This window comes from Nocardioides sp. (assembly GCF_029937575.1).
Lineage (GTDB): Bacteria > Actinomycetota > Actinomycetes > Propionibacteriales > Nocardioidaceae > Nocardioides.
This window is the reverse complement of the sequence record NZ_JAPYPS010000005.1, coordinates 62,695-84,244: the sequence shown is the minus strand read 5'-3', so window position 1 is coordinate 84,244 and position 21,550 is coordinate 62,695. Positions and strand designations below refer to the sequence as shown.

Annotated in this window: 20 protein-coding genes; 15 read left to right on the top strand and 5 right to left on the bottom strand. The window is 70.4% G+C overall.

All coding sequences use genetic code 11. From position 1 onward, the window contains the following. Positions 1-77 precede the first annotated feature (77 nt). The gene (locus Q1K33_RS03335) at positions 78-485 is read left to right on the top strand and encodes a hypothetical protein (protein WP_300400578.1); all 408 of its coding nucleotides are present in this window, start codon (positions 78-80) and stop codon (positions 483-485) included. 143 nt (positions 486-628) lie between these two features. Here the strand turns inward: Q1K33_RS03335 and Q1K33_RS03330 are convergent, their stop codons facing one another. After that, entirely contained in the window at positions 629-1,207 is a 579-nt protein-coding gene (locus Q1K33_RS03330; protein WP_300400575.1) for an RNA polymerase sigma factor, read from the bottom strand. Then, complete coding sequence (locus Q1K33_RS03325) at positions 1,200-1,895, bottom strand: hypothetical protein (RefSeq protein ID WP_300400572.1); 696 nt, start codon at positions 1,893-1,895, stop codon at positions 1,200-1,202. The genes Q1K33_RS03330 and Q1K33_RS03325 overlap by 8 nt, the downstream gene beginning before the upstream one ends. A 192-nt stretch (positions 1,896-2,087) precedes the next feature. Here Q1K33_RS03325 and Q1K33_RS03320 point away from each other — a divergent pair, with 192 nt between their 5' ends. From Q1K33_RS03320 to Q1K33_RS03305, 4 genes are all read left to right on the top strand, one after another. Beyond that, positions 2,088-4,400, top strand: coding sequence for a right-handed parallel beta-helix repeat-containing protein (locus Q1K33_RS03320; RefSeq protein WP_300400570.1), 2,313 nt, complete (start codon positions 2,088-2,090; stop codon positions 4,398-4,400). A 91-nt stretch (positions 4,401-4,491) separates the two neighbouring features. After that, positions 4,492-5,673: a thiolase family protein gene (locus Q1K33_RS03315; protein ID WP_300400568.1), complete on the top strand. Its 1,182-nt coding sequence runs from the start codon at positions 4,492-4,494 to the stop codon at positions 5,671-5,673. An 8-nt stretch (positions 5,674-5,681) separates the two neighbouring features. After that, positions 5,682-6,593, top strand: coding sequence for a crotonase/enoyl-CoA hydratase family protein (locus Q1K33_RS03310; protein WP_300400566.1), 912 nt, complete (start codon positions 5,682-5,684; stop codon positions 6,591-6,593). Then, positions 6,590-7,759 (top strand): acyl-CoA dehydrogenase family protein, encoded by a 1,170-nt coding sequence (locus Q1K33_RS03305; protein WP_300400563.1) that lies wholly within the window; start codon positions 6,590-6,592, stop codon positions 7,757-7,759. The genes Q1K33_RS03310 and Q1K33_RS03305 overlap by 4 nt, the downstream gene beginning before the upstream one ends. 11 nt (positions 7,760-7,770) lie before the next feature. On the opposite strand, the gene Q1K33_RS03300 is transcribed toward Q1K33_RS03305, so the two are convergent. After that, positions 7,771-8,565: an enoyl-CoA hydratase/isomerase family protein gene (locus Q1K33_RS03300; RefSeq protein WP_300400561.1), complete on the bottom strand. Its 795-nt coding sequence runs from the start codon at positions 8,563-8,565 to the stop codon at positions 7,771-7,773. An 82-nt stretch (positions 8,566-8,647) separates the two neighbouring features. Between Q1K33_RS03300 and Q1K33_RS03295 the strand changes: the two genes are divergently transcribed. Next, positions 8,648-9,415, top strand: a complete 768-nt coding sequence (locus Q1K33_RS03295) for an SDR family NAD(P)-dependent oxidoreductase (protein WP_300400559.1) — start codon at positions 8,648-8,650, stop codon at positions 9,413-9,415. A gap of 11 nt (positions 9,416-9,426) precedes the next feature. Here Q1K33_RS03295 and Q1K33_RS03290 read toward each other — a convergent pair whose 3' ends face one another. Further along, complete coding sequence (locus Q1K33_RS03290) at positions 9,427-9,930, bottom strand: thioesterase family protein (RefSeq protein ID WP_300400556.1); 504 nt, start codon at positions 9,928-9,930, stop codon at positions 9,427-9,429. 47 nt (positions 9,931-9,977) lie between these two features. On the opposite strand from Q1K33_RS03290, the gene Q1K33_RS03285 reads away from it, so the two are divergent. The 4 genes from Q1K33_RS03285 to Q1K33_RS03270 all read left to right on the top strand — a co-directional run bounded on the left by Q1K33_RS03285 (position 9,978) and on the right by Q1K33_RS03270 (position 14,448). Further along, positions 9,978-11,003, top strand: a complete 1,026-nt coding sequence (locus Q1K33_RS03285; protein ID WP_300400553.1) for a phosphotransferase family protein — start codon at positions 9,978-9,980, stop codon at positions 11,001-11,003. 75 nt (positions 11,004-11,078) lie between these two features. Beyond that, positions 11,079-12,350: an acyl-CoA dehydrogenase family protein gene (locus Q1K33_RS03280; protein WP_300400550.1), complete on the top strand. Its 1,272-nt coding sequence runs from the start codon at positions 11,079-11,081 to the stop codon at positions 12,348-12,350. A gap of 4 nt (positions 12,351-12,354) precedes the next feature. Continuing rightward, the gene (locus Q1K33_RS03275; protein ID WP_300400547.1) at positions 12,355-13,410 is read left to right on the top strand and encodes a phosphotransferase family protein; all 1,056 of its coding nucleotides are present in this window, start codon (positions 12,355-12,357) and stop codon (positions 13,408-13,410) included. A 24-nt stretch (positions 13,411-13,434) separates the two neighbouring features. Beyond that, positions 13,435-14,448 carry a CaiB/BaiF CoA-transferase family protein gene (locus Q1K33_RS03270; RefSeq protein ID WP_300400545.1) on the top strand — a complete coding sequence of 338 codons (1,014 nt, stop codon included), beginning with the start codon at positions 13,435-13,437 and terminating at the stop codon, positions 14,446-14,448. 9 nt (positions 14,449-14,457) lie between these two features. On the opposite strand, the gene Q1K33_RS03265 is transcribed toward Q1K33_RS03270, so the two are convergent. Beyond that, positions 14,458-15,177, bottom strand: coding sequence for a helix-turn-helix domain-containing protein (locus Q1K33_RS03265; RefSeq protein WP_300400543.1), 720 nt, complete (start codon positions 15,175-15,177; stop codon positions 14,458-14,460). Positions 15,178-15,330: 153 nt separating this feature from the next. On the opposite strand from Q1K33_RS03265, the gene Q1K33_RS03260 reads away from it, so the two are divergent. The 5 genes from Q1K33_RS03260 to Q1K33_RS03240 all read left to right on the top strand — a co-directional run bounded on the left by Q1K33_RS03260 (position 15,331) and on the right by Q1K33_RS03240 (position 21,541). Next, entirely contained in the window at positions 15,331-16,554 is a 1,224-nt protein-coding gene (locus Q1K33_RS03260) for an ABC transporter substrate-binding protein (protein WP_300400540.1), read from the top strand. A 118-nt stretch (positions 16,555-16,672) separates the two neighbouring features. Beyond that, positions 16,673-17,542 (top strand): branched-chain amino acid ABC transporter permease, encoded by an 870-nt coding sequence (locus Q1K33_RS03255; RefSeq protein ID WP_300400538.1) that lies wholly within the window; start codon positions 16,673-16,675, stop codon positions 17,540-17,542. After that, positions 17,539-19,566 (top strand): branched-chain amino acid ABC transporter ATP-binding protein/permease, encoded by a 2,028-nt coding sequence (locus Q1K33_RS03250; protein ID WP_300400536.1) that lies wholly within the window; start codon positions 17,539-17,541, stop codon positions 19,564-19,566. Before Q1K33_RS03255 ends, Q1K33_RS03250 begins: the two co-directional genes overlap by 4 nt. Next, a complete protein-coding gene (locus Q1K33_RS03245; RefSeq protein ID WP_300400534.1) occupies positions 19,566-20,279 on the top strand; it encodes an ABC transporter ATP-binding protein in 714 nt (237 codons plus the stop codon). Before Q1K33_RS03250 ends, Q1K33_RS03245 begins: the two co-directional genes overlap by 1 nt. After that, the gene (locus Q1K33_RS03240; RefSeq protein ID WP_300400531.1) at positions 20,279-21,541 is read left to right on the top strand and encodes an acyl-CoA dehydrogenase family protein; all 1,263 of its coding nucleotides are present in this window, start codon (positions 20,279-20,281) and stop codon (positions 21,539-21,541) included. Before Q1K33_RS03245 ends, Q1K33_RS03240 begins: the two co-directional genes overlap by 1 nt. Positions 21,542-21,550: the final 9 nt, after the last annotated feature.

Sequence of the window (21,550 nt, the reverse complement as noted above, 5' to 3'; positions counted from 1 at the left end):
AACACCCTCGCCGTCTCGCGGCAGGTACCAGCCACGAGACCCGATCCGCGGGTCGAACCCCTTCATCAGGAGTCGACATGCACCTCACCACCCGAGTCGCCGGCGGCGCTGCCGCTCTCGCCCTCTCCCTCGGCGCGCTGGCCTCCCCTGCCATGGCGGACGGCCACGACGGTTCGAACGCTCCGGAGGCCTGCTCGAAGGAGCAGAAGCAGCTCGACAAGGCCGAGGATGCCCTCGAGCGCCTGACCGCCGTCTTCGAGGCCAAGAAGGAGAAGGTCAAGAAGGCGAAGAAGGAGAAGAAGAACGCCGACAAGGGCGCTGAGAAGCGTGCGGCCAAGGCCGACCTCGCCAAGGCCAAGGACAAGCGCAGTGACGCCAAGGAGAACCAGAAGGCTCAGCAGAAGCGCGTCGAGAAGGCCTCCGAGCGGCTCGAGGAGTGCGAGGCGGCGCAGGAGGACGCGCCCACCGAGCCTGCCGAGGACTGATCCCCGGCAGGGCCCTTCCCCGGGCTCGTCCGGACCGACGGCGCCGTCCTCACCAGCGGGCGTCGTCGTCGGTCCGGACACACGCCGGCGAGGGCTCCGACGCCTGCCCCCCGTGCACCGGGGTGCGAGCAGCGCGCCGTCGCTCAGTCGGTCGACGCACCCCGTCCGAGCTCCAGCTCCGCGCCGGGCGCGGCGTCCACCGCATGGCGTGAGCGAAGTCGCCGCAGGCCCCGGTGCCGCGCCACCCGCACGGCGACCGTGCTGATCCCGAGCGCGCGGGCGGCCTCGGCGGTGTCGAAGCCCAACCCGTCCACCAGCCCGACCACGTCCCGCTCCCGCGGCGGCAGGTTCGCGAGCGCGTCGCGGACCCAGTCGTGAGCGTCGACGACGAGCGTGGGGTCCGGCTCGGGGGCGAGGTGCTGCTCGGCGTCCCCCGGGTCCGTGCCCCGACGGACGGAGCGTCGCCTGGTGCTGGCGCTGACCTTGCGGGCGACGCCGAACAGGTAGCCGGCGAAGTCGGACGACGAACCGTGGAAGTCGGCGATCTTCGATGCCGCGACCAGCCACGCCTCGGCCGCCACGTCCTCCGGCGAGGCGACCGTGTCGCCCGTGGGTCGCAGGGCGAGCCACGCCACGAGACGCCCCGCATGAGCCTGGTGGAGGGTGCGCCACGCCTGCGCGTCGCCGGTCTTGGCAGCGGCGACGAGACGATCGTCAACCACGACTGCGCGGCCCCTTGCCAGGCGTAGCCGTGGTGTCGCGCCGTCCGCCCTTCTTCCCGGCGTCGTCGGACACGTCCGAGGGCCCCGCCCCACGACCCGGCGAGTCCCCGGACCGGCCGGGCGCCTGGTCACTGCGGCCCGGGGCCTCGGGTCGACCGGCCTCGCCCGGCCGCCCCTGGCCCTGGCCCTGACCCTGGCCCTGGCCTCGGTCGCGGGCCAGGTCCTGGCCGCGCTCCTGTCCCTGACCCTGGCCCCCGTCCTGACGCTGGTCCTGACCGTTGTTCCTGCCCGTTCCACGTCCCCGGTCGCCCTTGTCACCGCCCTGCTGACCCTTCCCGGACTCCTGACGCTTCCCGGGCTGCCGGGGCTCCTGCGGGTCGGCGCCCGGAGCGGACGGCGCCACCTCGGTGGGGGTCGGCGTGGCCGGCGTGGTGGCCGGCTCGCCCGGTCCGGGCTGCGGCGTGTGGCCGCCGACGTCGGGCAGGCCCGGCAGGTCGACCGCCCCCGAGGCCCACGCCCCGCCGACGGAGAGCAGCAGGACGGTCGCGCCCGCGGCGACGGCCATCCCCAGCCGTCCCCGGCCGGCGATGGACGGGCGGCTCTGCCTCGCCGTCAGCGCGAGCTGCTCGACGAGGTGGTCCGGGGAGGCGACCTCCGGAACTCGCAGACCCAGCGGTCTCGCACCCATGCCGTGCCCCCTCATCACTCGATCGCGGTGTGCGCCGGTCCTGGCGACAGCGGCTGCTCCACTGTGGTGCTCATGCCGCCGTGGGGGCCCAGCGTTACACGGCCTCTCGCGAAGTGTGCGTAACGTCACATCGATCCGCTCGTTGCAGCAGGTAGTCGCGTCCGAGAGCGGGCGCCCCGGAAAGGCACCCCCATGCGCCGAGCCGTCCCCTCGTTCCTGATCTCGCTGCTCACCCTCCTGCTCGCGGTGGCGATCCTGGCCGTCGTGCCGACCCCGGCGGCGCAGGCTCACGTCGAGAGACCGTCGTACTACCCCAACCCGAAGGCCGACTGCAGCATCTCTCCGTGCGCAGGGGGCGCCGTCCCGAAGGCACGCTCGCTGCGCTCGGCCCTGGACCGCAAGCCGCCGGGGACGACCCGGGTGGTGTGCCACCAGGACTCGATGCGGCTCCTCCGGGCATCCGTCAGGAAGGCACGCAAGGTCGGCTACGAGATCCGGCCGACGGTGCGCAAGAGCCTGAGCCGGGCGAAGGCGAAGCGACTCGTCGCCGTCAACAAGCGGCTGTTCCAGAAGTGCGAGTACCACCAGATCCAGCGGGCCGTGACCGACTCGGGCAACAACGACCGCGTCGTGGTGATGCCGGGCCTGTACCGCGAGATCCACTCACGCAAGCAGCCGACCAACGACCCCGCCTGCGACGAGTACCTGACTCCCGCCGACGACGGCGACCCCGGCGCGCTGTCGCACGACTTCCAGATCCACTGTCCCAACGACGCCAACCTGGTCGCCGTCATCGGACGCGGCCCCGACACCGGGCCGGTTCCCGATCCCCCGCGTGCCAACCGGCACGGCATCCCGAACGCCGGGAAGTGCATCCGCTGCAACCTGCAGCTCGAGGGCTCCGGCGTCAGCGCCGACGACGTGATCGTCGAGGCCGGCGACGCCTCGGCCGGCAACGGCGGCCCCTCGGCCGCCGGGCACAAGAAGGACGTCGGCATCTTCGTCGACCGGGCAGACGGCTTCGTGCTGCGCAACGTCACGGTGCGCCACGCGCGCGAGCACAACATCTACGTCCTCGAGACCGACGGGTACCTGCTCGACCGGTTCAAGGTCTTCTACGCCGGTGGGTACGGCGTGCTGACGTTCGTCGGCGACCACGGCGTGATGCAGAACTGCGACGCAGCCGGCAGCGGGGACTCCGGGCTCTACCCCGGCTCCGGGGCCGACTCGACGGACAACCGGTACAAGAAGTTCTACCCGAAGTGGCGCTACAGCCAGACGGTCCGCAAGTGCGACAGCCACCACAACGCCAGCGGCTTCTCCGGCACCAACAGCCACGGGACCTTGATCACGCGCAACAACTTCTACGACAACGCGCTCGGTCTGACCACCGACGTGTTCACCGCACCCGGCCACCCCGGCTTCCCGCAGCACGGCAACACCATCTCGAGGAACAACTTCTACTCCAACAACTTCAACGTCTTCGACAGCTCCTCCGACGTCGAGCCGTTCATCGCCGCCCCCGTCGGGACCGGTCTGTGGCTCGCCGGCGGCAACAACAACCGGGTGCGCCAGAACCACTTCTACGACAACTGGCGGCGCGGCACCATGCTGTTCGCCGTCCCGGACGCGACCGTGTGCGGTCCGCCGCCCCTCGGGTCCGACACCCCGGTGCCGAACTGCGACGTGGCGGGGGTCTCGACGTCGTACGGCAACCACTTCGAGGGCAACACCATGGGAGTGAGCCCGCGGGGCAAGGTCATGCCCAACGGCACGGACTTCTGGTGGGACAGCTTCCCCGGCAACACCGGCAACTGCTGGTGGGACAACAAGGCGGCACCGGGCGCTCGGGTCACGACCTCCCCGCTGCTGCTGCCCAGCTGCTCGGGCGGCACCCAGCCCGCCCTGAGCATCGGGCTCGGCGACGCGGTCAACGAGGCCGAGCTCGTCGGCTGTCTCGCGGGCTTCGAGGTCTCCGGCTACCCGGCCGGCAACCCGTACTCCTGCAGCTGGGCCCAGACCCCGGACAAGCCGACCGCCGGTGGCCTTCCCCTGCCACTGCCCCTCCGGGCCGACGTGGGCAACGCAGCCCACCTGGCCGCGGTGTGTGCGGCCGGACTGTCACCACGCCTGTGTGGCTCGCTGCGCGCTCTGGTCCCCAATCCCCTGGCCAGCCTGTTCCGCTACACCTTCGACGAGAAGAACCTGGCCCCCGGGGCGCTGCCCCGGCGGGTCAGCCAGGAGCCGCTCGGCAGCTTCACGTGCAGCTGGTGGCGACAGGCCGACGACACGCTCCGTCTCGGCATGGTGCAGCGCATCCGCAGCTATGCCACGGGTGCGATCAACGGCACCGTCGGCGAGAGCGCCTTCGGCTACGGGGCGGGGCTGTCCGACACGCACGCGATGGAGCTGCTCGAGGGCCGGTGCAGCACGTTCCATGCCGGACCGTTCGCGCTCTACAAGCTCTACGGTGCCGCGGCGCCGTTCGCGGCGATGGCTTCCTAGCTGGCAGAGCTCCTCGAACCTTGACCGGCCACGCGCTCCGGCCTAACCTGAACCGAACGCTCGTTTAGTTTTCCGGCCAGAGGAGACCCCCATGACCACCGCCGTCATCGTCGACATCGTCCGCACCGCCTCCGGCAAGGGGAAGCCGGGTGGCGCACTGTCCGGCGTGCACCCGGTCGACCTCCTGGCCCGGACGATCGGCAGGCTCGTCGAGCGCAACGACCTCGATCCCGGGCTGCTCGACGACGTGATCGCCGGCTGCGTGGGACAGGTCGGCGACCAGGCCCTGAACATCGGTCGCTCGGCAGTGCTGCGGGCAGGCTTCCCGGAGTCCATCCCGGCCACGAGCATCGACCGCCAGTGCGGCTCCTCCCAGCAGGCCGCCCACTTCGCGGCCCAGGGCGTGATGGCCGGGGCCTACGACATCGCCATCGCCTGTGGCGTCGAGTCGATGAGCCGGGTCCCGATGGGGTCCTCGGTCGCCGCCGGCGGCGACCCGTTCGGCCCGCTGGCCGAGCGCTACCCGGAGGGGCTGCCACACCAGGGCATCGGTGCCGAGCTGATCGCAGCGCGGTGGAAGCTGACTCGTGAAGACCTCGACGCCTTCTCCGCTCGCTCACACGACCGCGCCGCGGCCTTCACCAGCGAGGGCGCCTTCACCAGCGAGATCGTGCCGATCACGCTGCCCGACGGCTCGGTGCACACCGTCGACGAGACCGTCCGGGCCTCGACCACCGCCGAGGGTCTCGGCGGCCTGCGCTCGGCCTTCCACAACGAGGCCTACGCCGCGCAGTTCCCCGAGATCGGCTGGCACATCACGCCCGGCAACTCCTCGCCCCTGACCGACGGCGCCTCGGCTGCGCTGATCATGAGCGAGGAGAAGGCCGTCGCTCTCGGCCTCACCCCGCGCGCTCGCTTCCACACCTTCGCCGTGACCGGCTCGGACCCGATCACGATGCTCGACGGCGTCATCCCGGCCACGCACCAGGCACTCAAGCGCTCGGGCCTGAGCATCGAGGACATCGACGCCTACGAGGTCAACGAGGCCTTCGCCCCCGTGCCCCTGGCCTGGGCGCGCGAGTTCAACGCCGACCAGTCCAAGCTCAACCCCCGCGGAGGCGCCATCGCCCTGGGTCACCCCCTCGGCGGCTCCGGCACCCGCATCCTCGCCACGATGCTGCACCACCTCGAGGCCACCGGTGGCCGCTACGGCCTCCAGACGATGTGCGAGGGCGGCGGCATGGCCAACGCCACCATCATCGAGCGGCTCTGAGACCGCCGGTGGAGCACATCGCGCTCGCCGTCGAGGACGGCATCGCCACGATCCGCTTCGACCGTCCGGACTCCCTCAACGCCTTCACCGACACGATGGAGGTCGAGCTGATCGAGGCCTTCGACGCCGTCGACGCCGACCCCGAGGTGCGGGTCGTCGTGCTCACCGGCACCGGCCGCGCGTTCTGTGCCGGGATGGACCTCTCCGCCTCATCCGAGGCGTTCCAGGAGTGGCGCACCAGCCCCTCGGCGCCGCCGGGCACGTCGTACGACGTCGACGGGCAGGACCTTCCCGTACGTCGTGACGGCGGCGGGCGCGTGGTGCTGCGGATGTTCGAGCTGGACAAGCCGATCATCGCCGCGGTCAACGGCCCGGCCGTGGGTGTGGGCTCGACGATCACCCTGCCCTGCGACATCCGGCTCGCCTCCGAGACGGCGCGCTTCGGCTTCGTCTTCAACCGGCGGGGCTTCGTACCTGAGTCGTGCTCCACGTGGTTCCTACCGCGCGTGGTCGCGATGCAGACCGCTCTGGAGTGGGTCTACACCGGGCGCGTCTTCGGTGCAGACGAGGCACTCGAGAAGGGTCTGGTCCGCACCGTCTACCCCGCCGCCGAGCTGTTGCCGGCCGCCTACGCCCTGGCCCGGGAGATCGCCGACAACACCGCGCCGGTCTCCACGGCGCTCGCCCGCCGGATGATGTGGCGGATGCTGGGGGCCGAGCACCCCGTGATCGCCCACACCGCCGAGACGCTCGGCATCAACCTGCGCGGCGTGAGCGCCGATGCCCGCGACGGCATCGCCGCGTTCCTCGACAAGCGGGCACCGGTCTTCACCGACCGGGTGCCCGACGACGTACCCGACGTCCTCGCTGCCTTTCCGGCGCCCTCGTTCGACCCGACACATCTGGAGATCACCCGATGAAGCGTCACCTCTACACCGCCGACCACGAGGCGTTCCGCGAGTCCGTGCGCGAGTTCGTGGCCCGCGAGGTCGTGCCCCACCACGAGCGCTGGGACGAGCAGCGCCACGTCGACCGCGAGACGTGGGTCTCGGCGGGCAAGCAGGGGCTCGTGGGACTGTCGGGTCCCGAGGAGCACGGAGGCGGTGGGATGTTCCGCGACTACCGCTACCGCAACGTCCTGCTCGAGGAGCTCGCCACGGCTTACGCCGGTGGGCTGGCTTCGAGCTTCTCGCTCCAGGACGACATCCTGATCCCCTACTTCGCCGAGCTGGGCACCCCCGAGCAGCAGGCCCGTTGGCTCCCACGCCTGTGCAGCGGTGAGCTGATCGCGGCGATCGCGATGACCGAGCCCGGGACCGGCAGCGACCTGCAGGGGATCCGGACGTCGGGGAAGAAGGTCGACGGCGGCTGGGTCGTCAACGGGGCGAAGACCTTCATCACCTCCGGCATCCAGTCCGACCTCGTCGTGGTCGTGACCAGGACCGACCCCGACGGAGGGCGCAACGCGTTCAGCCTGCTCGTCGTCGAGCGCGACATGCCGGGGTTCTCCCGCGGTCGTCAGCTCAAGAAGATCGGCCTGCCCGCCCAGGACACCGCCGAGCTCGTCTTCGAGGATGTCTTCGTCCCCGAGGACAACCTGCTCGGCGTCGAGGGTGGTGGCCTGGCCCAGCTCAAGGCGATGCTGCCCCTCGAGCGGCTCTCCATCGCGGCCCAGGGCATCGCGGTGGCCGACGCCGTCATCGCCACCACTCTCGAGTACACCACCGAGCGCGAGGCCTTCGGCCAGCCGATCTCGGACTTCCAGAACACCCGGTTCCAGCTGGCCGAGCTCGCGACCGAGGCCGACGTGACCCGCGCCTACATCGACCAGTGCATCCTCGCCTGGAACGACGGCGACCTCACCGACGTCGACGCGGCCAAGGCGAAGTGGTGGGCCACCGACATGCAGACCCGCGTCGTCGACCGCGCCCTGCAGCTGCACGGCGGCTACGGCTACATGGTCGAGTACCCGGTCGCGCGCGCCTACCAGGACGCACGCGTGCAGAAGATCTACGGCGGCACCAACGAGATCATGAAGCACATCATCGGCGGCGCGATGGTGCGCGGAGCTCGATCCGAGAAGTAGCCGTGCCGCTCTCAACGACGGTGGTACGTCGGCGTCCGCTTCTCGAGGAACGCGGCCGCCGACTCGCGTGAGTCCTCTGTCATCGCGGTGATCACCTGCTGGCGGTTCTCGAACTCGATGGCGGCGAGCAGGCTGGGCGTCTCCAGGGCGATCCACATGCCCTGCTTGGTGAGCTCGACCTGTCCGGGCCCGTTGGCCAGGATCTGGGCCGCCGTCTCCAGGGCCGCGGCGAGAAGGCCGTCGGGCTCGGCGACGCGTACGACGAGGCCAAGTCGTGCGGCCTCGTCGGCGTCACAGCGGCGCCCGGTCAGCATCAGCTCGTGGGCGGCGCCCGCCCCGACGATGCGGGGCAGGAGCCAGGACACGCCGATGTCACACGCGGAGTACCCGGCGGTGATGAAGGAGACCTTGAAGACCGCCGTCGTCGAGGCGATGCGGATGTCGCTGGCGCAGACCAGCGCGAGGCCACCACCGGCTGCCGGGCCGTTGACGGCGGCGATCACCGGCTGTGGCAGACGGTGGAGCTGCTCGGTCAGGTAGGCGATGCCGCGCTGCCGGTCGAGGACCTCCAGCGGCTCGTCGTCGGGGCGCCCGTCGCCGTACCCCTGTAGGTCCAGGCCGGCGCAGAAGGCCCGACCCGCTCCGGTCAGCACGACCACACGGCAGTCCCGGTCGGCGGCGATCTCGCGCAGCGCCTCGCTGAGCTCGGCGACCATGGCGGCGTCGAGGGCGTTGAGCCGGTCCGGCCGGTCGAGCGTCACCTGGGTGACGCCCTCGCGCAGCTGGCTGACCTCGACGTTGCTCACGGTGACGCTCCTTCGACCTCGACATATCTAAACGTTCGTTCGGTAGGCTAGGGAGACCGCCTCTCGTCGTCAAGGAGTCCCGATGCCCGACGCCACCACCGACCACCCCCTGACCGGCCAGGTCGCCCTCGTGACCGGCGCCAGCGCGGGCCTCGGGCGCCACTTCGCCCTGACGCTCGCCCGAGCCGGAGCCGGCGTCGCGGTCGGAGCTCGACGCACGGACCGGTTGACCGAGGTCGTCGCCGAGATCGAGGCCGAGGGTGGCACGGCGTACGCCGTGGCTCTCGACGTCACCGACGCCGACGCGATCGTCGCCGCAGTCGACTCGGTCGAGGCCGAGCTGGGGGTGCCCACGATCCTGGTCAACAACGCCGGGATGCCCGACGCCCAGCGGGCGCACAGGATGCCGCTCGAGCTCGTCGATGCCGTGCTGGCGACCAACCTGCGAGGGCCGTGGCTGCTGGCCACCGAGGTGGCTCGACGCCTGATCGCGGCCGAGCTGCCGGGCCGGATCGTCAACATCTCGTCGATGTCGGCCTTCCACTACACCGGCGAGGGAGCGGCGCTGTACAGCGTCACCAAGGCGGCGGTGAACCGGATGACCGAGGTGCTGGCCGTCGAGTGGGCACGGCACCACATCAACGTCACCGCCATCGCACCGGGAGCCTTCGCCTCGGAGATGATGGACGGGATGCTCGAGCGGATGGGCGACATCACCGGCGCCTTCCCCCGACGCCGCCTGGGCGACCCCGCCCAGCTCGAGAGCGCGCTGCTGTTTCTGACGTCGCCGGCCTCGGACGCCGTCACCGGGACGGTCATCCAGGTCGACGACGGCCAGACCCACCGCTGACGCGGAGTACCTCAGCGCAGCGCCAGGCTCCCACTGAGCGGCGCCGGCCACGGGAGGGTTTCGTGCTCCGCGACCAGCCCGTCCAAGGTGGCGCCCAGCCCGTCGGGCCACACGGACGTACGTCGGGTGCGGAAGTCGATGTGCACGGCCATCACCTCCAGCACGTAGGCCACGACGCGGTTCGTGTCGTCCAGCAGGAAGGCCTGCAGGTGAAGGGCCCGTGCTGAGCGCCCGACGTAGCGGACCCGCACCGACACCTCGGATCCCACGTGGACCTCGCGGAGGTAGACGATGTGGTGCTCGGCGGTGAAGAAGCCGAGCTTCTCGGTCTCGTGCCAGTCCGGGGCCACTCCAGCCGCCTGCATCGCGTACTCGACACCCCAGGACGCGACCGTCAGGTAGTGCGCGATGTTCATGTGACCGTTGCGGTCCTCGAACTCGGGAGGCACCGTCATGGCGTTGTAGGCAGGCAGCGCGACGGCGTCGTCGTAGGTCGGCATCGAGGTCAAGGGCACCCGGCACTTATACCGAACGATCGCTCGTTTCGACTAGCGTCCCTTCCGTGAGCACTCTCGACGCCGCCCGGATGTCCGCACTTCTGGCCCCATGGGCCGAGCACGTGTACGGCGTCGGGGCCGTCGTCTCGGGCGTCGCACCGATGCCCGGCAACGCCGGTCTCAGCTTCGGCTTCACCGTGCACCCGGGCGACGGCGCGACCGAGCGACTCGTCATCCGCCTGGCACCCCCGGGCGTCCGGCGTCGCGGCAACACCGACGTCCTGCGCCAGGTCCCCCTGCTCGAGGCCCTCGGGCAGGCAGGCGTGTCGATCGCGCCGCTGACCTGGTCGACTGATGACCCCCGGTGGTTCGGCACCGACGCCATCGTCCAGGCCTACCTGGACTCGGAGCCGTTCGCGATGCACGCCCCCGCGGGGACACGTGCCGGCGAGGCCGACCTCGATGCGTCGCCCTACCTGCAGCAGGCAGTGCGGGCCTTGGCCCCGCTGCACGCGCTCGACTGGACGGCCGCACTGCCTGAGTGGGAGGAACCGCGCCCGGTCGCCGCGGAGGTCGCGTTCTGGGGGCGCCTGCTCGAACGCACGACCGACCGGGACCAGGTCGCCGCGGGCACCCGGCTGGGCGAGGCGCTCGTCGCGCACGACCCGGGAGACCACCGAGTCGGAATCTTCCACGGCGACTACCAGACCCACAACGTGCTCTACGACGCGCACGGCAGCTTGGCCGCGGTGATCGACTGGGAGATCTCCGGTATCGGCCCGGTGGGCCTCGACCTCGGCTGGCTGTCGATGATGACCGATCCACAGTGCTGGCACGCGGAGCGCCGCGCGGTGCTGCGGACCGTCGCGGACCCGGCCGACCTCCTCCGCTGGTACGTCGACGCCACGGGCGCCGACCTGCCGGCGTACGACTGGTATCGCGCCCTGGCCTGCTATCGCTACGGAGCGATCGCCGCCTTCAACCTGCACCTGCACACGTCCGGGCGTCGCGTCGACGAGGTCAGCGTCCTGATGGGCGGGGGCGTGCCGGTGCTGTTCTCGCGTGGGACAGAGCTGCTCGATCCCCGCTAGCGGCGTTAAGTCAAGTGATTCAACGAGTGAGTGGCATGCCTTGACTCAGCACGTGACGTCGGGCACGCTGCCTCCATGTGGAGCTTCGAGAACGACCCTGACTTCCAGCCGGAACTCGACTGGATCGACACCTTCGTGCGCGAGAAGGTTCAGCCGCTCGACTACATCCTGGGCAGCCAGTGGGACATCCACGACCCGGAGTTCGTCCGCCTCGTGCGCCCCCTCCAGACCGAGGTCCAGGAGCGCGGCCTGTGGGCCTGCCACCTCGGCCCGGAGCTCGGCGGCCCCGGCTACGGCCAGCTCAAGCTGGCACTGATGAACGAGAAGTTCGGCATGTCGCGCTTCGGCCCGATCGTCTTCGGCGCCCAGGCGCCCGACACCGGCAACTCCGAGATCCTCGCCCACTTCGGCACACCGGAGCAGAAGAAGCGCTACCTCGAGCCGCTGCTCGCCAACGAGGTCGTCTCCTGCTTCTCGATGACCGAACCCCAGGGCGGGGCAGATCCGCTCCTGTTCAAGACCAGCGCGGTGCGCGACGGTGACGAGTGGGTCGTCAACGGCGAGAAGTGGTTCGCCTCCGAGGCCGAGACCGCTGCCTTCTACATCATGATGGTGGTGACGGACCCGGAGGCCGGGAGCCCCTACGCCCGCGCCTCGATGTTCATCATCGACACCGACACACCCGGCATCGAGATCGTCCAGAACTACGGCTTCTACGGCGAGCCCGAGGACACCCACGCCCACCTGCGGCTGACCGACGTACGGGTGCCGCACTCCGCGATGCTCGGCGAGCCCGGCCAAGCGTTCGCGATCGCCCAGACCCGCCTGGGAGGAGGGCGTATGCACCATGCGATGCGCACGCTCGCCCAGGCGACCCGCGCCTTCGACATGACGTGCGAGCGGGTGCTGTCGCGCTCGACCAAGGGCGAGGTGCTCGCGCACAAGCAGATGGTCCAGGAGAAGATCGCCGACTCCTGGGTCCAGCTGCGCCAGTTCCGGCTGCTCATCCTGGAGACCGCCTGGCTGGCCGACCAGGGCAACGACTGGAAGACCATCCGCAAGAACGTCTCGGCAGTCAAGTCGATCATGCCCGACGTGCTGCACGACATCGCCTCGCGCGCGCTCCACCTGCACGGGTCCCTGGGTCTGAGCCACGAGATGCCCTTCGCGGAGTGGGTCATCAACTCCTTCCACATCGGCTTGGCCGACGGCCCGACCGAGGTGCACAAGATGGTCGTGGCGCGCGAGGTGCTCAAGGACTACAAGGCCGACGACGCCCAGTTCCCCAGCTACATCCGCCACCAGCAGGTCCAGCACGCCCGCGCGCTTTACGGCACCGGAGCCTGAGCAGGTGGTGTCGACCGACACCGCCGACGACGACCTGGGGATCGACCTGGCGATCCTGGCGTCGTGGCTCGACGATCAGGGGATCGGCTCGGGGCCGATCACCGACGTCGCGCCACTCGGCGGAGGCACCCAGAACGTCATGCTCCGCTTTCGACGAGCAGGCCGCGACCTCGTCGTACGCCGGGGTCCCCGCCACCTGCGTCGCCGCTCCAACGACGCGATGCGTCGTGAGATCACGGTCCTGACCGCGCTCTCCGGCACCGCGGTGCCGCACCCGGCCCTCGTCGCGGCGTGCACCGAGACCGACGTGCTCGGTGACGCCGTCTTCTACGTGATGGAGCCCGTGGTCGGCTTCAACCCCGCGGTCGAGGTGCCCGCGCCGTACGCCGCCGACCCCGACCTGCGTCGCCGCAGCGGCCTCTCGGTGGCGCGAGCACTGGCCACCCTCGGCGCCGTCGACCACGGTGCCGTCGGACTGGGCAACCTGGGTCGTCCCGCGGGCTTCCTCGAGCGCCAGGTCGAGCGGTGGCGAGCCGAGCTGCACTCCTACACCGAGCTGGCGGGCTACCCCGGCCCCGACCTGCCCGGGGTGGAGGCCCTCGGCGACTGGCTCGAGGCCAACCGTCCTGCCGACTGGACTCCCGGGCTGATCCACGGCGACTACCACCTCGCGAACGTCATGCTCACCCCGGACGACGGGCAGGTCGCCGCCGTCGTCGACTGGGAGATGTGCACCGTGGGGGACCCGCTCCTCGACCTGGGTGCCTTGCTCGCCACCTGGCCTCGCGGGGACGAGGTCGAGGTCGTCGACGCCGCCCTCGGTCGACTGCCGGGGCTGCCCACCCGCGACGAGCTGGTCGCCGAGTACGGCGAGCACTCCACGCGCGACCTGTCCGCCGTCGACTGGTACGTCGCGATGGCCTGCTTCAAGCTCGGGATCGTGCTGGAGGGCACCCATGCCCGCGCGTGCGCGGGTCTGGCGCCGCGCGCCGTCGGCGACCAGCTGCACGGCGCCACGCTGGTGCTGCTCGACCGAGCCCGGCAGAGCGCCGGGATCTGACCGTCCGTCCCGAGAGGAACCAGCATGAGCCGTCCCCTGAACGGAGTTCGCGTGGTGGAGCTGGCGGGCATCGGCCCGGGCCCGCACGCGTGCATGATGCTCGCCGACCTGGGCGCGGAGGTGACCCGGGTGCTGCGTCCGAGCGAGGCCTCCGAGAAGGACAACGCTCACACGCTGCGCGGGAGACGGCGCGTCGTCGCCGATCTCAAGGACCCCGCCGACCGCGACCGGGTGCTGGACCTGATCTCGTCAGCAGACGTGCTCGTCGAAGGCTTCCGACCCGGCGTGATGGAACGCCTCGGGCTCGGTCCGGACCAGGCCATGGCGCGCAACCCCCGGCTGGTCTTCGCCCGGATGACCGGTTGGGGTCAGCACGGCCCCTACGCCCGGATGGCCGGCCACGACATCAACTACATCTCGATCACCGGCGCCCTGCACGCCATCGGCACCAGCGAGGCTCCGGTGCCGCCCCTCAACCTGGTGGGTGACTACGGTGGCGGCTCGATGCTGCTGGTCAACGGCGTGCTTGCCGCCCTGGTGCAACGCGGCACCACCGGGCGGGGCCAGGTCGTCGACGCGGCCATGGTCGACGGGGCATCGGTCCTGCTGGCCGGCATCCTCGAGCTGCGCACGGACCAGACCTGGAACGACACCCGCAGCAACAACCTGCTCGACGGGGCGGCGCCGTTCTACCGGACCTATCGCTGCGCCGACGGCGGGTTCATGGCGGTCGGGGCCATCGAGCCTCAGTTCTACGCGCTGGTCGTGGCGGGACTGGAGCTGGAGGCAGCGGCGCTGCCCGACCGCGACGACCCCACATGCTGGCCCGAGCTCACGGCTGTGTTCGCCGAAGCCTTCGATGCCCGTCCGCGCTCCCACTGGCAGTCGGTCTTCGACGGCACCGACGCCTGCGTGACCCCGGTGCTCGACTTCGACGAGGCAGCAGCGCATCCGCACGTGGCGCAGCGCCGGTCGCTGACCCGCGATGCCGCGGGCTTCGTGGCAGCCGGCAGCGCCTGGCGCAACCTCGAGGACTGACCGGGCGTCCTAGGAGGTCCGCCGCGCCTTCAGGAGACGGTGGGTCTCGGGGGACAGCTCCGCCGACAGCAGTCCCGTGACCATGTCGATCAACTGGCTGGTGAACAGCGGCACGTCGATCGGCGGCCCCACCCGCGCACGTCGTCCGATCTCGATGTGCGCGAAGCGGATCACCGCGAAGCGGCGGTGGAGCGGAGGCCCGGTCGAGCCCTCCGGCATGAGGGACTCGAAGGTCGCCGACCAGCGATCGAGACTGCCCAGGTGGTCGTAGATGATGCCGCCGGCCGGCTCGTCGGCCTCGATGTTGCGGTGGGTGCGGTTGAGCAGCTCTCCGGCCACCATCAGGAACGACGGCCCACCGTCGTCGTCGGTGAGCTTGGCGATCAGGGGTTGCACGAGCACCGACGCCCCGATGCGCAGCGTCGTCTCTCCCCCGGCCGCGAGGTTGTCCAGGAGCGCGGCGCGCCGCACGGCGACATGATCCATGTGCTTGTCGACCAGCGCCTTGAGCAGTCCGTCGCGGCCCCCGAAGTGGTACTGGAGCGCGGTGGTGTTGCGCTGGTTGGCGGCCCGGGTGATCTCGCGCATCGACACGCCGTCGATGCCACGCTCGGCGAAGAGCGTCTCGGCCGCCGAGATCAGCTCGGCCGGAGCGCCGCCACTGCCGCGCCGTTCGGCTCTGCTGCGCGTGCTGGTCGACGGAGCCGACGCCGGAGTGACGGAAGTCATGAGCGCAGTGTATGCATGGCAACCAGGTGCAACGGAAGTACTTTTTCATTCTTTTGGTTTAGGTCTTGTAGCAAGTGACTCAACGTGGTTAGGGTCACAGCGCACCACTTCGGTGCGACCCGCGTCACAGCACAGAAACGAGGAGACCCCGGAATGAAGCTCCAGAACCTCTGGTCAGCCAAGGGCATCGCCATCGGCGCCGCTGCCCTGCTCGCACTCTCGGGATGCGGCTCCGACGGCGGCAGCGAGGCCACCGGCACGGCCGACGCCGACGGCATCATCACCGTCAAGCTCGGCGTCGTCGGGCCGATGACGGGCCCCGCCTCGCTCTACTACGAATACATGGACCAGGACCTCGAGGCCTTCGCCGACGACTTCGAGGAGCAGTACGGCGTGCGCTTCGACGTCGTCGCCGAGGACGACCAGGCCTCCCCCGAGGAGACGGCTCGCGCGGTCAGCAAGCTGATCAACGAGGAGGGCGTCCAGGCCATCCTCGGTCCGCCGCTGTCGGGCAACTCGCTGCAGGTGGCCGACACCGTTCAGCGCAGCGCCATCCCGTGGCTGCTCGCCGGGCCCAACGCCGACGAGATCATCAACTACGACGTCCAGCCCAACTGGGCCTTCCAGACCAACTTCACCAACCAGCAGATCATGTCGATCCTGGGCGAGCGGCTCTGGGCCAACGACGCCAAGGTCGGCATCGTCTACTCCGCCGACGGCTTCGGCCAGTCCAACCTCGACCAGCTGACCGCCTGGGCCGACGCCAACGGCAAGGAGCTCAGCGTCGAGGAGACCATCCAGCCCGGTGCGGCCGACGCCAACGCCACGATCAAGCGAATGAAGGACGCCGGCGTCGAGTCGGTGTTCATGGGCATCACCCAGGGCTCCGACACCGCCACGGTCACGCGGGCGATCGAGCAGGGCGGCTTCGACCCGGCCACGATCATGACGACCGGCACGATCCTGACCAACTACAAGGACGTGGCCGAGCCGTCGCAGTGGGAGAAGATCCAGATCGTCGACCCGCGCAACTTCCTCGAGGGGGGCGACAAGTGGGTGCTCGACCAGGTGCAGGAGGAGACGGGCGAGGCCCCGGCCATCCCGACCAACAACATCAGCACCTACGCGATGCTCGACATCTACGCCCAGGCCGTGCAGACGGTCGGTGACGCCAACGACAAGGAGGCGGTCCGCCAGGCGATGGAGGACATCGAGACCGTGCACATCGGTCCCGACCTCACGATCGAGAGCCCCTTCAGCAGCGACGACCACAAGCTGTACACCGACGACCCGGCGACGTGGTTCACCTACGGGTTCGACGACAACTTCGACCTCGTCAACCTCGGCACCGCCGCGGACTGCGTCGAAGGCTGCTGATCCACCGCTCGACCCGGTCGGGGGGCACCCGCCCCCCGACCGGGTCGCACCAGCTCGCGCCCCACCCAGCACCAGCCAGCCCCGCCCCGCTTCCCCCGTCACCTCTTGAGGAGTCCGCATGGAACCCGTGATCCTCGGCCTGGTCCTCGGCGGGCTCTACGCCCTGCTCGCCCAGTCCTTCGTCCTGACGTTCATCACGACCAAGACCCTCAACTTCGCCGTGGGCGAGTTCGTCGCCCTGGGCGCGTTCGCGACGATCGCCGTCTCGTCGTGGTCGTGGCTCCCGAGCTTCGGACGAGTCGCGGTGGGCTTCCTGGCCGCCTCGGTCGTCGGCGCCCTGGCCTACCGCTTCATCGTGCTCCCCTTCACCACCCAAGGTGAGCACGACACCCGGTGGCTGCTCTCGACCGTCGCGCTCTCGTTCGTCATGCTCAACCTGATCACCAACGTCGAGGGGCCCTCCCCGCAACGGTCGGACACCGCCCGCATCAGCGGCTCGGTGGACGTGCTCGGCGTCGGGGTCAGCAAGCAGCAGCTGCTCCTGGCCGTGCTCGCCGTGGTGATCTCGCTGATCCTGATCGTGGTCTCGCAACGAACCTCGATCGGCCTGGTCATGCGCGCGGTGTCGCAAGACCCGGAGACCACGTCCCTCATGGGCATCTCGCCCCGACTCGTGGGGATGGGCGCCTACGCCGTGGCGATGGGCCTGGCCGGCCTGGCCGGTGTGCTCTACGCCGCCACGGTCGGCGCCTCCCCCGTGATGGGTGCTCCGCTGCTCGTGGCCTCGATCGCCGTGGCGGTGATCGGTGGGCTCGGCTCGCTCTGGGGCCCGCTGCTCGGCGGCGCGCTGTACGGCGTGCTCAGTGAGGTCGCCAGCTTCCAGTACGGCGCGATCTGGGGCGAGACCGCCGGACTGCTGCTCGTCATCGCCGTCCTGGTGTGGAAGCCCGAAGGTCTGCTCGGTCGTCGCATGGAGGTCAAGCTGTGAGCACCATCGAGAAGTCCCCGCCCACCTCGGCCGCCGCTCCCGAGCCGCAGCGTCCCCGCTCGCACGTGCGCTCGGCGCTGCGCGGCGACATCCTCTTCGCCGTGGTCGCCTTCGGCATCGCGGTCCTGGCGATCCTGCCCGGTCGTGACGGAGCCGGCACCTCGATCTCGACCATGCAGCTGGTCGCCAGCATGGCGGCCATGACCGTGGCGGCCGTCGGGCTCAACCTGCTGGTCGGCTACACCAAGCTCGTCTCGCTGGGTCAAGGCGGCTTCTACGCCATCGGCGCGTACGCCTCGGCGTACCTCACCCTGGACGTCGGGCTGCCGCCCCTGCTGGCGATCCTCGGCGCCCTGGCCCTCTGCGGCGCGATCGGCGCCGTCGTGGCCGTCTCGTCCATGCGACTGCGCGGGCCTCAGTTCGCCGTCATCACGCTGGTGCTCGCCGTCCTGGTCGAGCGGATCCTCAACGAGGGCAATGCTTTCGGCCGCCTGGCCGGCTACCCCAACTACGCCGAGCACGACACCACGTCGATGGAGCCGGTCTCGGTCTTCGGCATCACGTTCCGTCCGCCGATGATCGCCGGCGAGGTCGCCACCGTCATGGTGCCGATCGTCGTGGTCACCGTGCTGGTCCTGATCATCGCCCGCAACATCGCCAAGTCGCCCTGGGGCAGCTCACTGAGCGCCATCGGCGAGAGCGAGATGCTCGCGGCCCACCTGGGCGTCAATGTCTTCCGTCGCAAGATCTCGGTCTTCGTCCTGGCCTCCGTGCTCGGCGGCCTCGGCGGCGTCATCGTCACCCAGGCCTTCGCCCACCTGCAGCCGGAGACCTTCGACATCTACCTGACGATCACGATCGTGCTGGCGGTCGTGTTCGGCGGCAGCGGCACCATCCTCGGCCCACTGGTCGGCGCGGTCGCGATCGTCTGGCTCGAGCAGTCCGACATCCTGGCCGAGATCGGCAGCTTCCAGCAGGAGAACATCTCCGACACCTGGTACCTCTCCACCTCCGGCCTCGTCGGCGTCCTCTTCATCCTGACGCTGTTCCTGATGCCCCGCGGGATCGTCGGCACCGCCGGACAGCTGCTCGCCACCGTCGTGCGCAAGAGCGCGGCCGACCCGGACGCCGCGAGCACCGAGGGTTCCGCGAGCACCGCCGACCACCCGGCCGTCACCACCACCGCGAGCACCGACCAGCACGCCCGGGTCGAGCGCCCACCGGTAGCGGCGGGGGCGGACACCTCGGAGTCGATGCTGCGGATCAGCGGCCTGAGCAAGAACTTCGGCGGCCTGCGGGCCGTGGCGGAGATGGACCTCGCCGTCGACGGTGGCCAGATCCACGCGATCATCGGTCCGAACGGCGCCGGCAAGTCGACGCTGGCCAACCTGCTCACCGGCGTCTACCAGCCGACGGAGGGCACGGTGACCTTCCTGGGTCGCGACCTCACCGGGCAGGCTCCGCACCACGTCTCCCGCGCGGGCGTCGCCCGTACCTTCCAGACTCCGCAGCTCTTCCACGACGCCACGGTGCGGGCCAACGTGCTCGCCGGCTTCGCCGACACGGGCCGTACGCCGTTGTGGGCCGCCGCCCTGAAGCCGCCGGGCCGCTACCGCCGCGACGCGGAGATGCGCGCCGAGGCCGACCGGCTGCTCGACCTCGTCGGGCTCGGCGACGTCGCGGACCTCCGCGCGAGCGAGCTGCCCTACGGCAAGCAGCGGTATCTCGAGATCGCCCGAGCGCTGGCGAGCGATCCACAGCTGATCGTGCTCGACGAGCCCGCGGCGGGACTGCTGGCGACCGAGTCCGTCGTGCTCGGAGACCTGCTGCTGTCGCTGCGCGAGGAGGGCTTCGCCCTGGTCGTGGTCGAGCACCACATGGACCTGGTGGCGCGGATCGCCGACCAGGTCACCTGCATGGACCAGGGCCGACTGCTGGCCCGCGGCACCCCTGCCGAGGTCCTCTCCGACGAAGCCGTGGTCGCTGCGTACCTCGGCAAGCCGCACGAGGAAGGGACGCACTGATGAGTCTCGTCATCGACAACGTGGAGTCGGGCTATGACCGCGCTCCGATCCTGCACGGCGTGAGCATGCGGGTCGACCCCGGTGAGCTCGTGGCCGTCGTCGGCTCCAACGGGGCCGGCAAGACCACACTGGTGCGCACCATCTCCGGGCTGCTCGCCGTACGCTCCGGCGACGTCGCGGACGACGACGGCTCCCTCACCAAGCTGACGCCGGCCAAGCGCGCTCGACGTGGCACGGTGATGGTGCCCGAGGGACGCAAGCTCTTCCCGCAGCTGACGGTCGGGCAGAACATCGAGCTCGGGCGCCGAGCAGCGAGAGGTCGCACCGGCGGCCAGGACCCGGTCGAGGCCCTCCTCGAGGCCTTCCCCATCGTCAAGGAGCGGTGGGGGCAGCAGGCCAACCTGCTGTCGGGGGGCGAGCAGCAGATGGTGGCGTTGACCCGCGCCGTCGCCGCGCGCCCGCGCTACCTCCTGCTGGACGAGCCGTCCCTGGGACTCAGTCCGCTGAAGACCCTCGACGTGTTCCGTCTGATCGAGCTGATCCGCGAGCGCACCGGCGCCGGCATCCTGCTCGTCGAGCAGATGGCCGACCAGGCCCTGGCAGCCGCCGACCGCGCCTACGTGCTCGAGCACGGCCGGGTCTCGATGGAGGGACCGGCCGCCGAGCTGCGTGCCTCCGACGAGATCCGTCGTGCCTACCTGGGGGTGGCGTGATGCTGGAGCCGAGTCCCCGCGCCGCGGTGCTGATCGAGAGGCTGACCGGGTTCCTCGCCGACGACGTCTACCCGGCCGAGCGGATCTTCGAGGAGCAGGTCCGCGAGATCGGCGAGGCGCGCACCCAGCCGCCGGTCATGGAGGAGCTGAAGAAGAAGGCCCACGACCTCGGCCTGTGGAATCTCTTCCTCCCCCACCCCGAGCCCGGGCACGACCCGCTGCCCAACCTCGACTACGCGCGGATTGCCGAGCTCAGCGGTCGCAGCCTGCACCTCGCACCGGAGGCGATGAACTGTGCCGCGCCGGACACCGGCAACATGGAGGTGCTCTCCATGTTCGGCACGCCCGCCCAGAAGGAGCAGTGGCTGCAGCCCCTCCTCGCCGGCACCATCCGCTCGGCGTACGTGATGACCGAGCCGCAGGTGGCCTCCTCCGACGCCAGCAACATCGAGACCACGATCGAGCAGGACGGCGACGAGTGGGTCATCAACGGGCGCAAGTGGTGGATCTCGGGGATCAACCGTGACGCCTGCAAGATCATGATCCTGATGGGGATCTCCGACTCCTCGCCCGACGCGCCACGCCACCGTCGCCACTCCATGGTGCTCATCCCGCGCGACACCCCGGGGATCACCATCGAGCGAGACCTCACCGTGCTCGGGTTCAACCCGTTCGAGTCGCACGTCGAGATGACCTTCACCGACGTGAGGGTGCCGATCACCAACCTCGTCGGTGAGTCGGGAGCAGGGTTCGCGATGTCGCAGGCGCGACTCGGGCCCGGACGGATCCACCACTGCATGCGGATGATCGGCGCCGCCGAGCGAGCCCTGGAGCTGATGATCGCCCGCGCGGAGAGCCGCAGCACCTTCGGCACCCGCCTCGTGGACCAGGGCGTGATCCGCGAGTGGATCGCCGACTCCCGCATCGAGATCGACCAGGCACGCCTCTACACGCTCTACACCGCGCACCTGATGGACACCGTCGGCAACCGCGCCGCCGCGAGCGAGATCTCGGGCATCAAGGTCGCCGTCCCCAACATGGCTGCTCGGGTCATCGACCGGTCCATGCAGGTGCACGGCGGTGGCGGGCTGTCGCAGGAGTTCCCGCTCGCGCGGATGTACGCCGAGGCGCGGATCATCCGGATGGCCGACGGGCCGGACGAGGTGCACCGCCGCGCCGTGGCGCGCACGGAGCTGCGCCGCTACTCCGACGCGACCACGCCCGAGCCGCACGGCGTCACCGCGCACCTGCTGCCGCGATAGGTGCGAGAC

What these genes read in the sequence shown, in the direction of transcription:
- Q1K33_RS03335 (WP_300400578.1), top strand. Translation starts at nt 78, where the DNA reads ATGCACCTCACCACCCGAGTCGCCGGCGGCGCTGCCGCTCTCGCCCTC.
- Q1K33_RS03325 (WP_300400572.1), bottom strand. Translation starts at nt 1,895, where the DNA reads ATGGGTGCGAGACCGCTGGGTCTGCGAGTTCCGGAGGTCGCCTCCCCG.
- Q1K33_RS03320 (WP_300400570.1), top strand. Translation starts at nt 2,088, where the DNA reads ATGCGCCGAGCCGTCCCCTCGTTCCTGATCTCGCTGCTCACCCTCCTG.
- Q1K33_RS03315 (WP_300400568.1), top strand. Translation starts at nt 4,492, where the DNA reads ATGACCACCGCCGTCATCGTCGACATCGTCCGCACCGCCTCCGGCAAG.
- Q1K33_RS03305 (WP_300400563.1), top strand. Translation starts at nt 6,590, where the DNA reads ATGAAGCGTCACCTCTACACCGCCGACCACGAGGCGTTCCGCGAGTCC.
- Q1K33_RS03295 (WP_300400559.1), top strand. Translation starts at nt 8,648, where the DNA reads ATGCCCGACGCCACCACCGACCACCCCCTGACCGGCCAGGTCGCCCTC.
- Q1K33_RS03280 (WP_300400550.1), top strand. Translation starts at nt 11,079, where the DNA reads ATGTGGAGCTTCGAGAACGACCCTGACTTCCAGCCGGAACTCGACTGG.
- Q1K33_RS03270 (WP_300400545.1), top strand. Translation starts at nt 13,435, where the DNA reads ATGAGCCGTCCCCTGAACGGAGTTCGCGTGGTGGAGCTGGCGGGCATC.
- Q1K33_RS03265 (WP_300400543.1), bottom strand. Translation starts at nt 15,177, where the DNA reads ATGACTTCCGTCACTCCGGCGTCGGCTCCGTCGACCAGCACGCGCAGC.
- Q1K33_RS03260 (WP_300400540.1), top strand. Translation starts at nt 15,331, where the DNA reads ATGAAGCTCCAGAACCTCTGGTCAGCCAAGGGCATCGCCATCGGCGCC.
- Q1K33_RS03255 (WP_300400538.1), top strand. Translation starts at nt 16,673, where the DNA reads ATGGAACCCGTGATCCTCGGCCTGGTCCTCGGCGGGCTCTACGCCCTG.
- Q1K33_RS03245 (WP_300400534.1), top strand. Translation starts at nt 19,566, where the DNA reads ATGAGTCTCGTCATCGACAACGTGGAGTCGGGCTATGACCGCGCTCCG.
- Q1K33_RS03240 (WP_300400531.1), top strand. Translation starts at nt 20,279, where the DNA reads ATGCTGGAGCCGAGTCCCCGCGCCGCGGTGCTGATCGAGAGGCTGACC.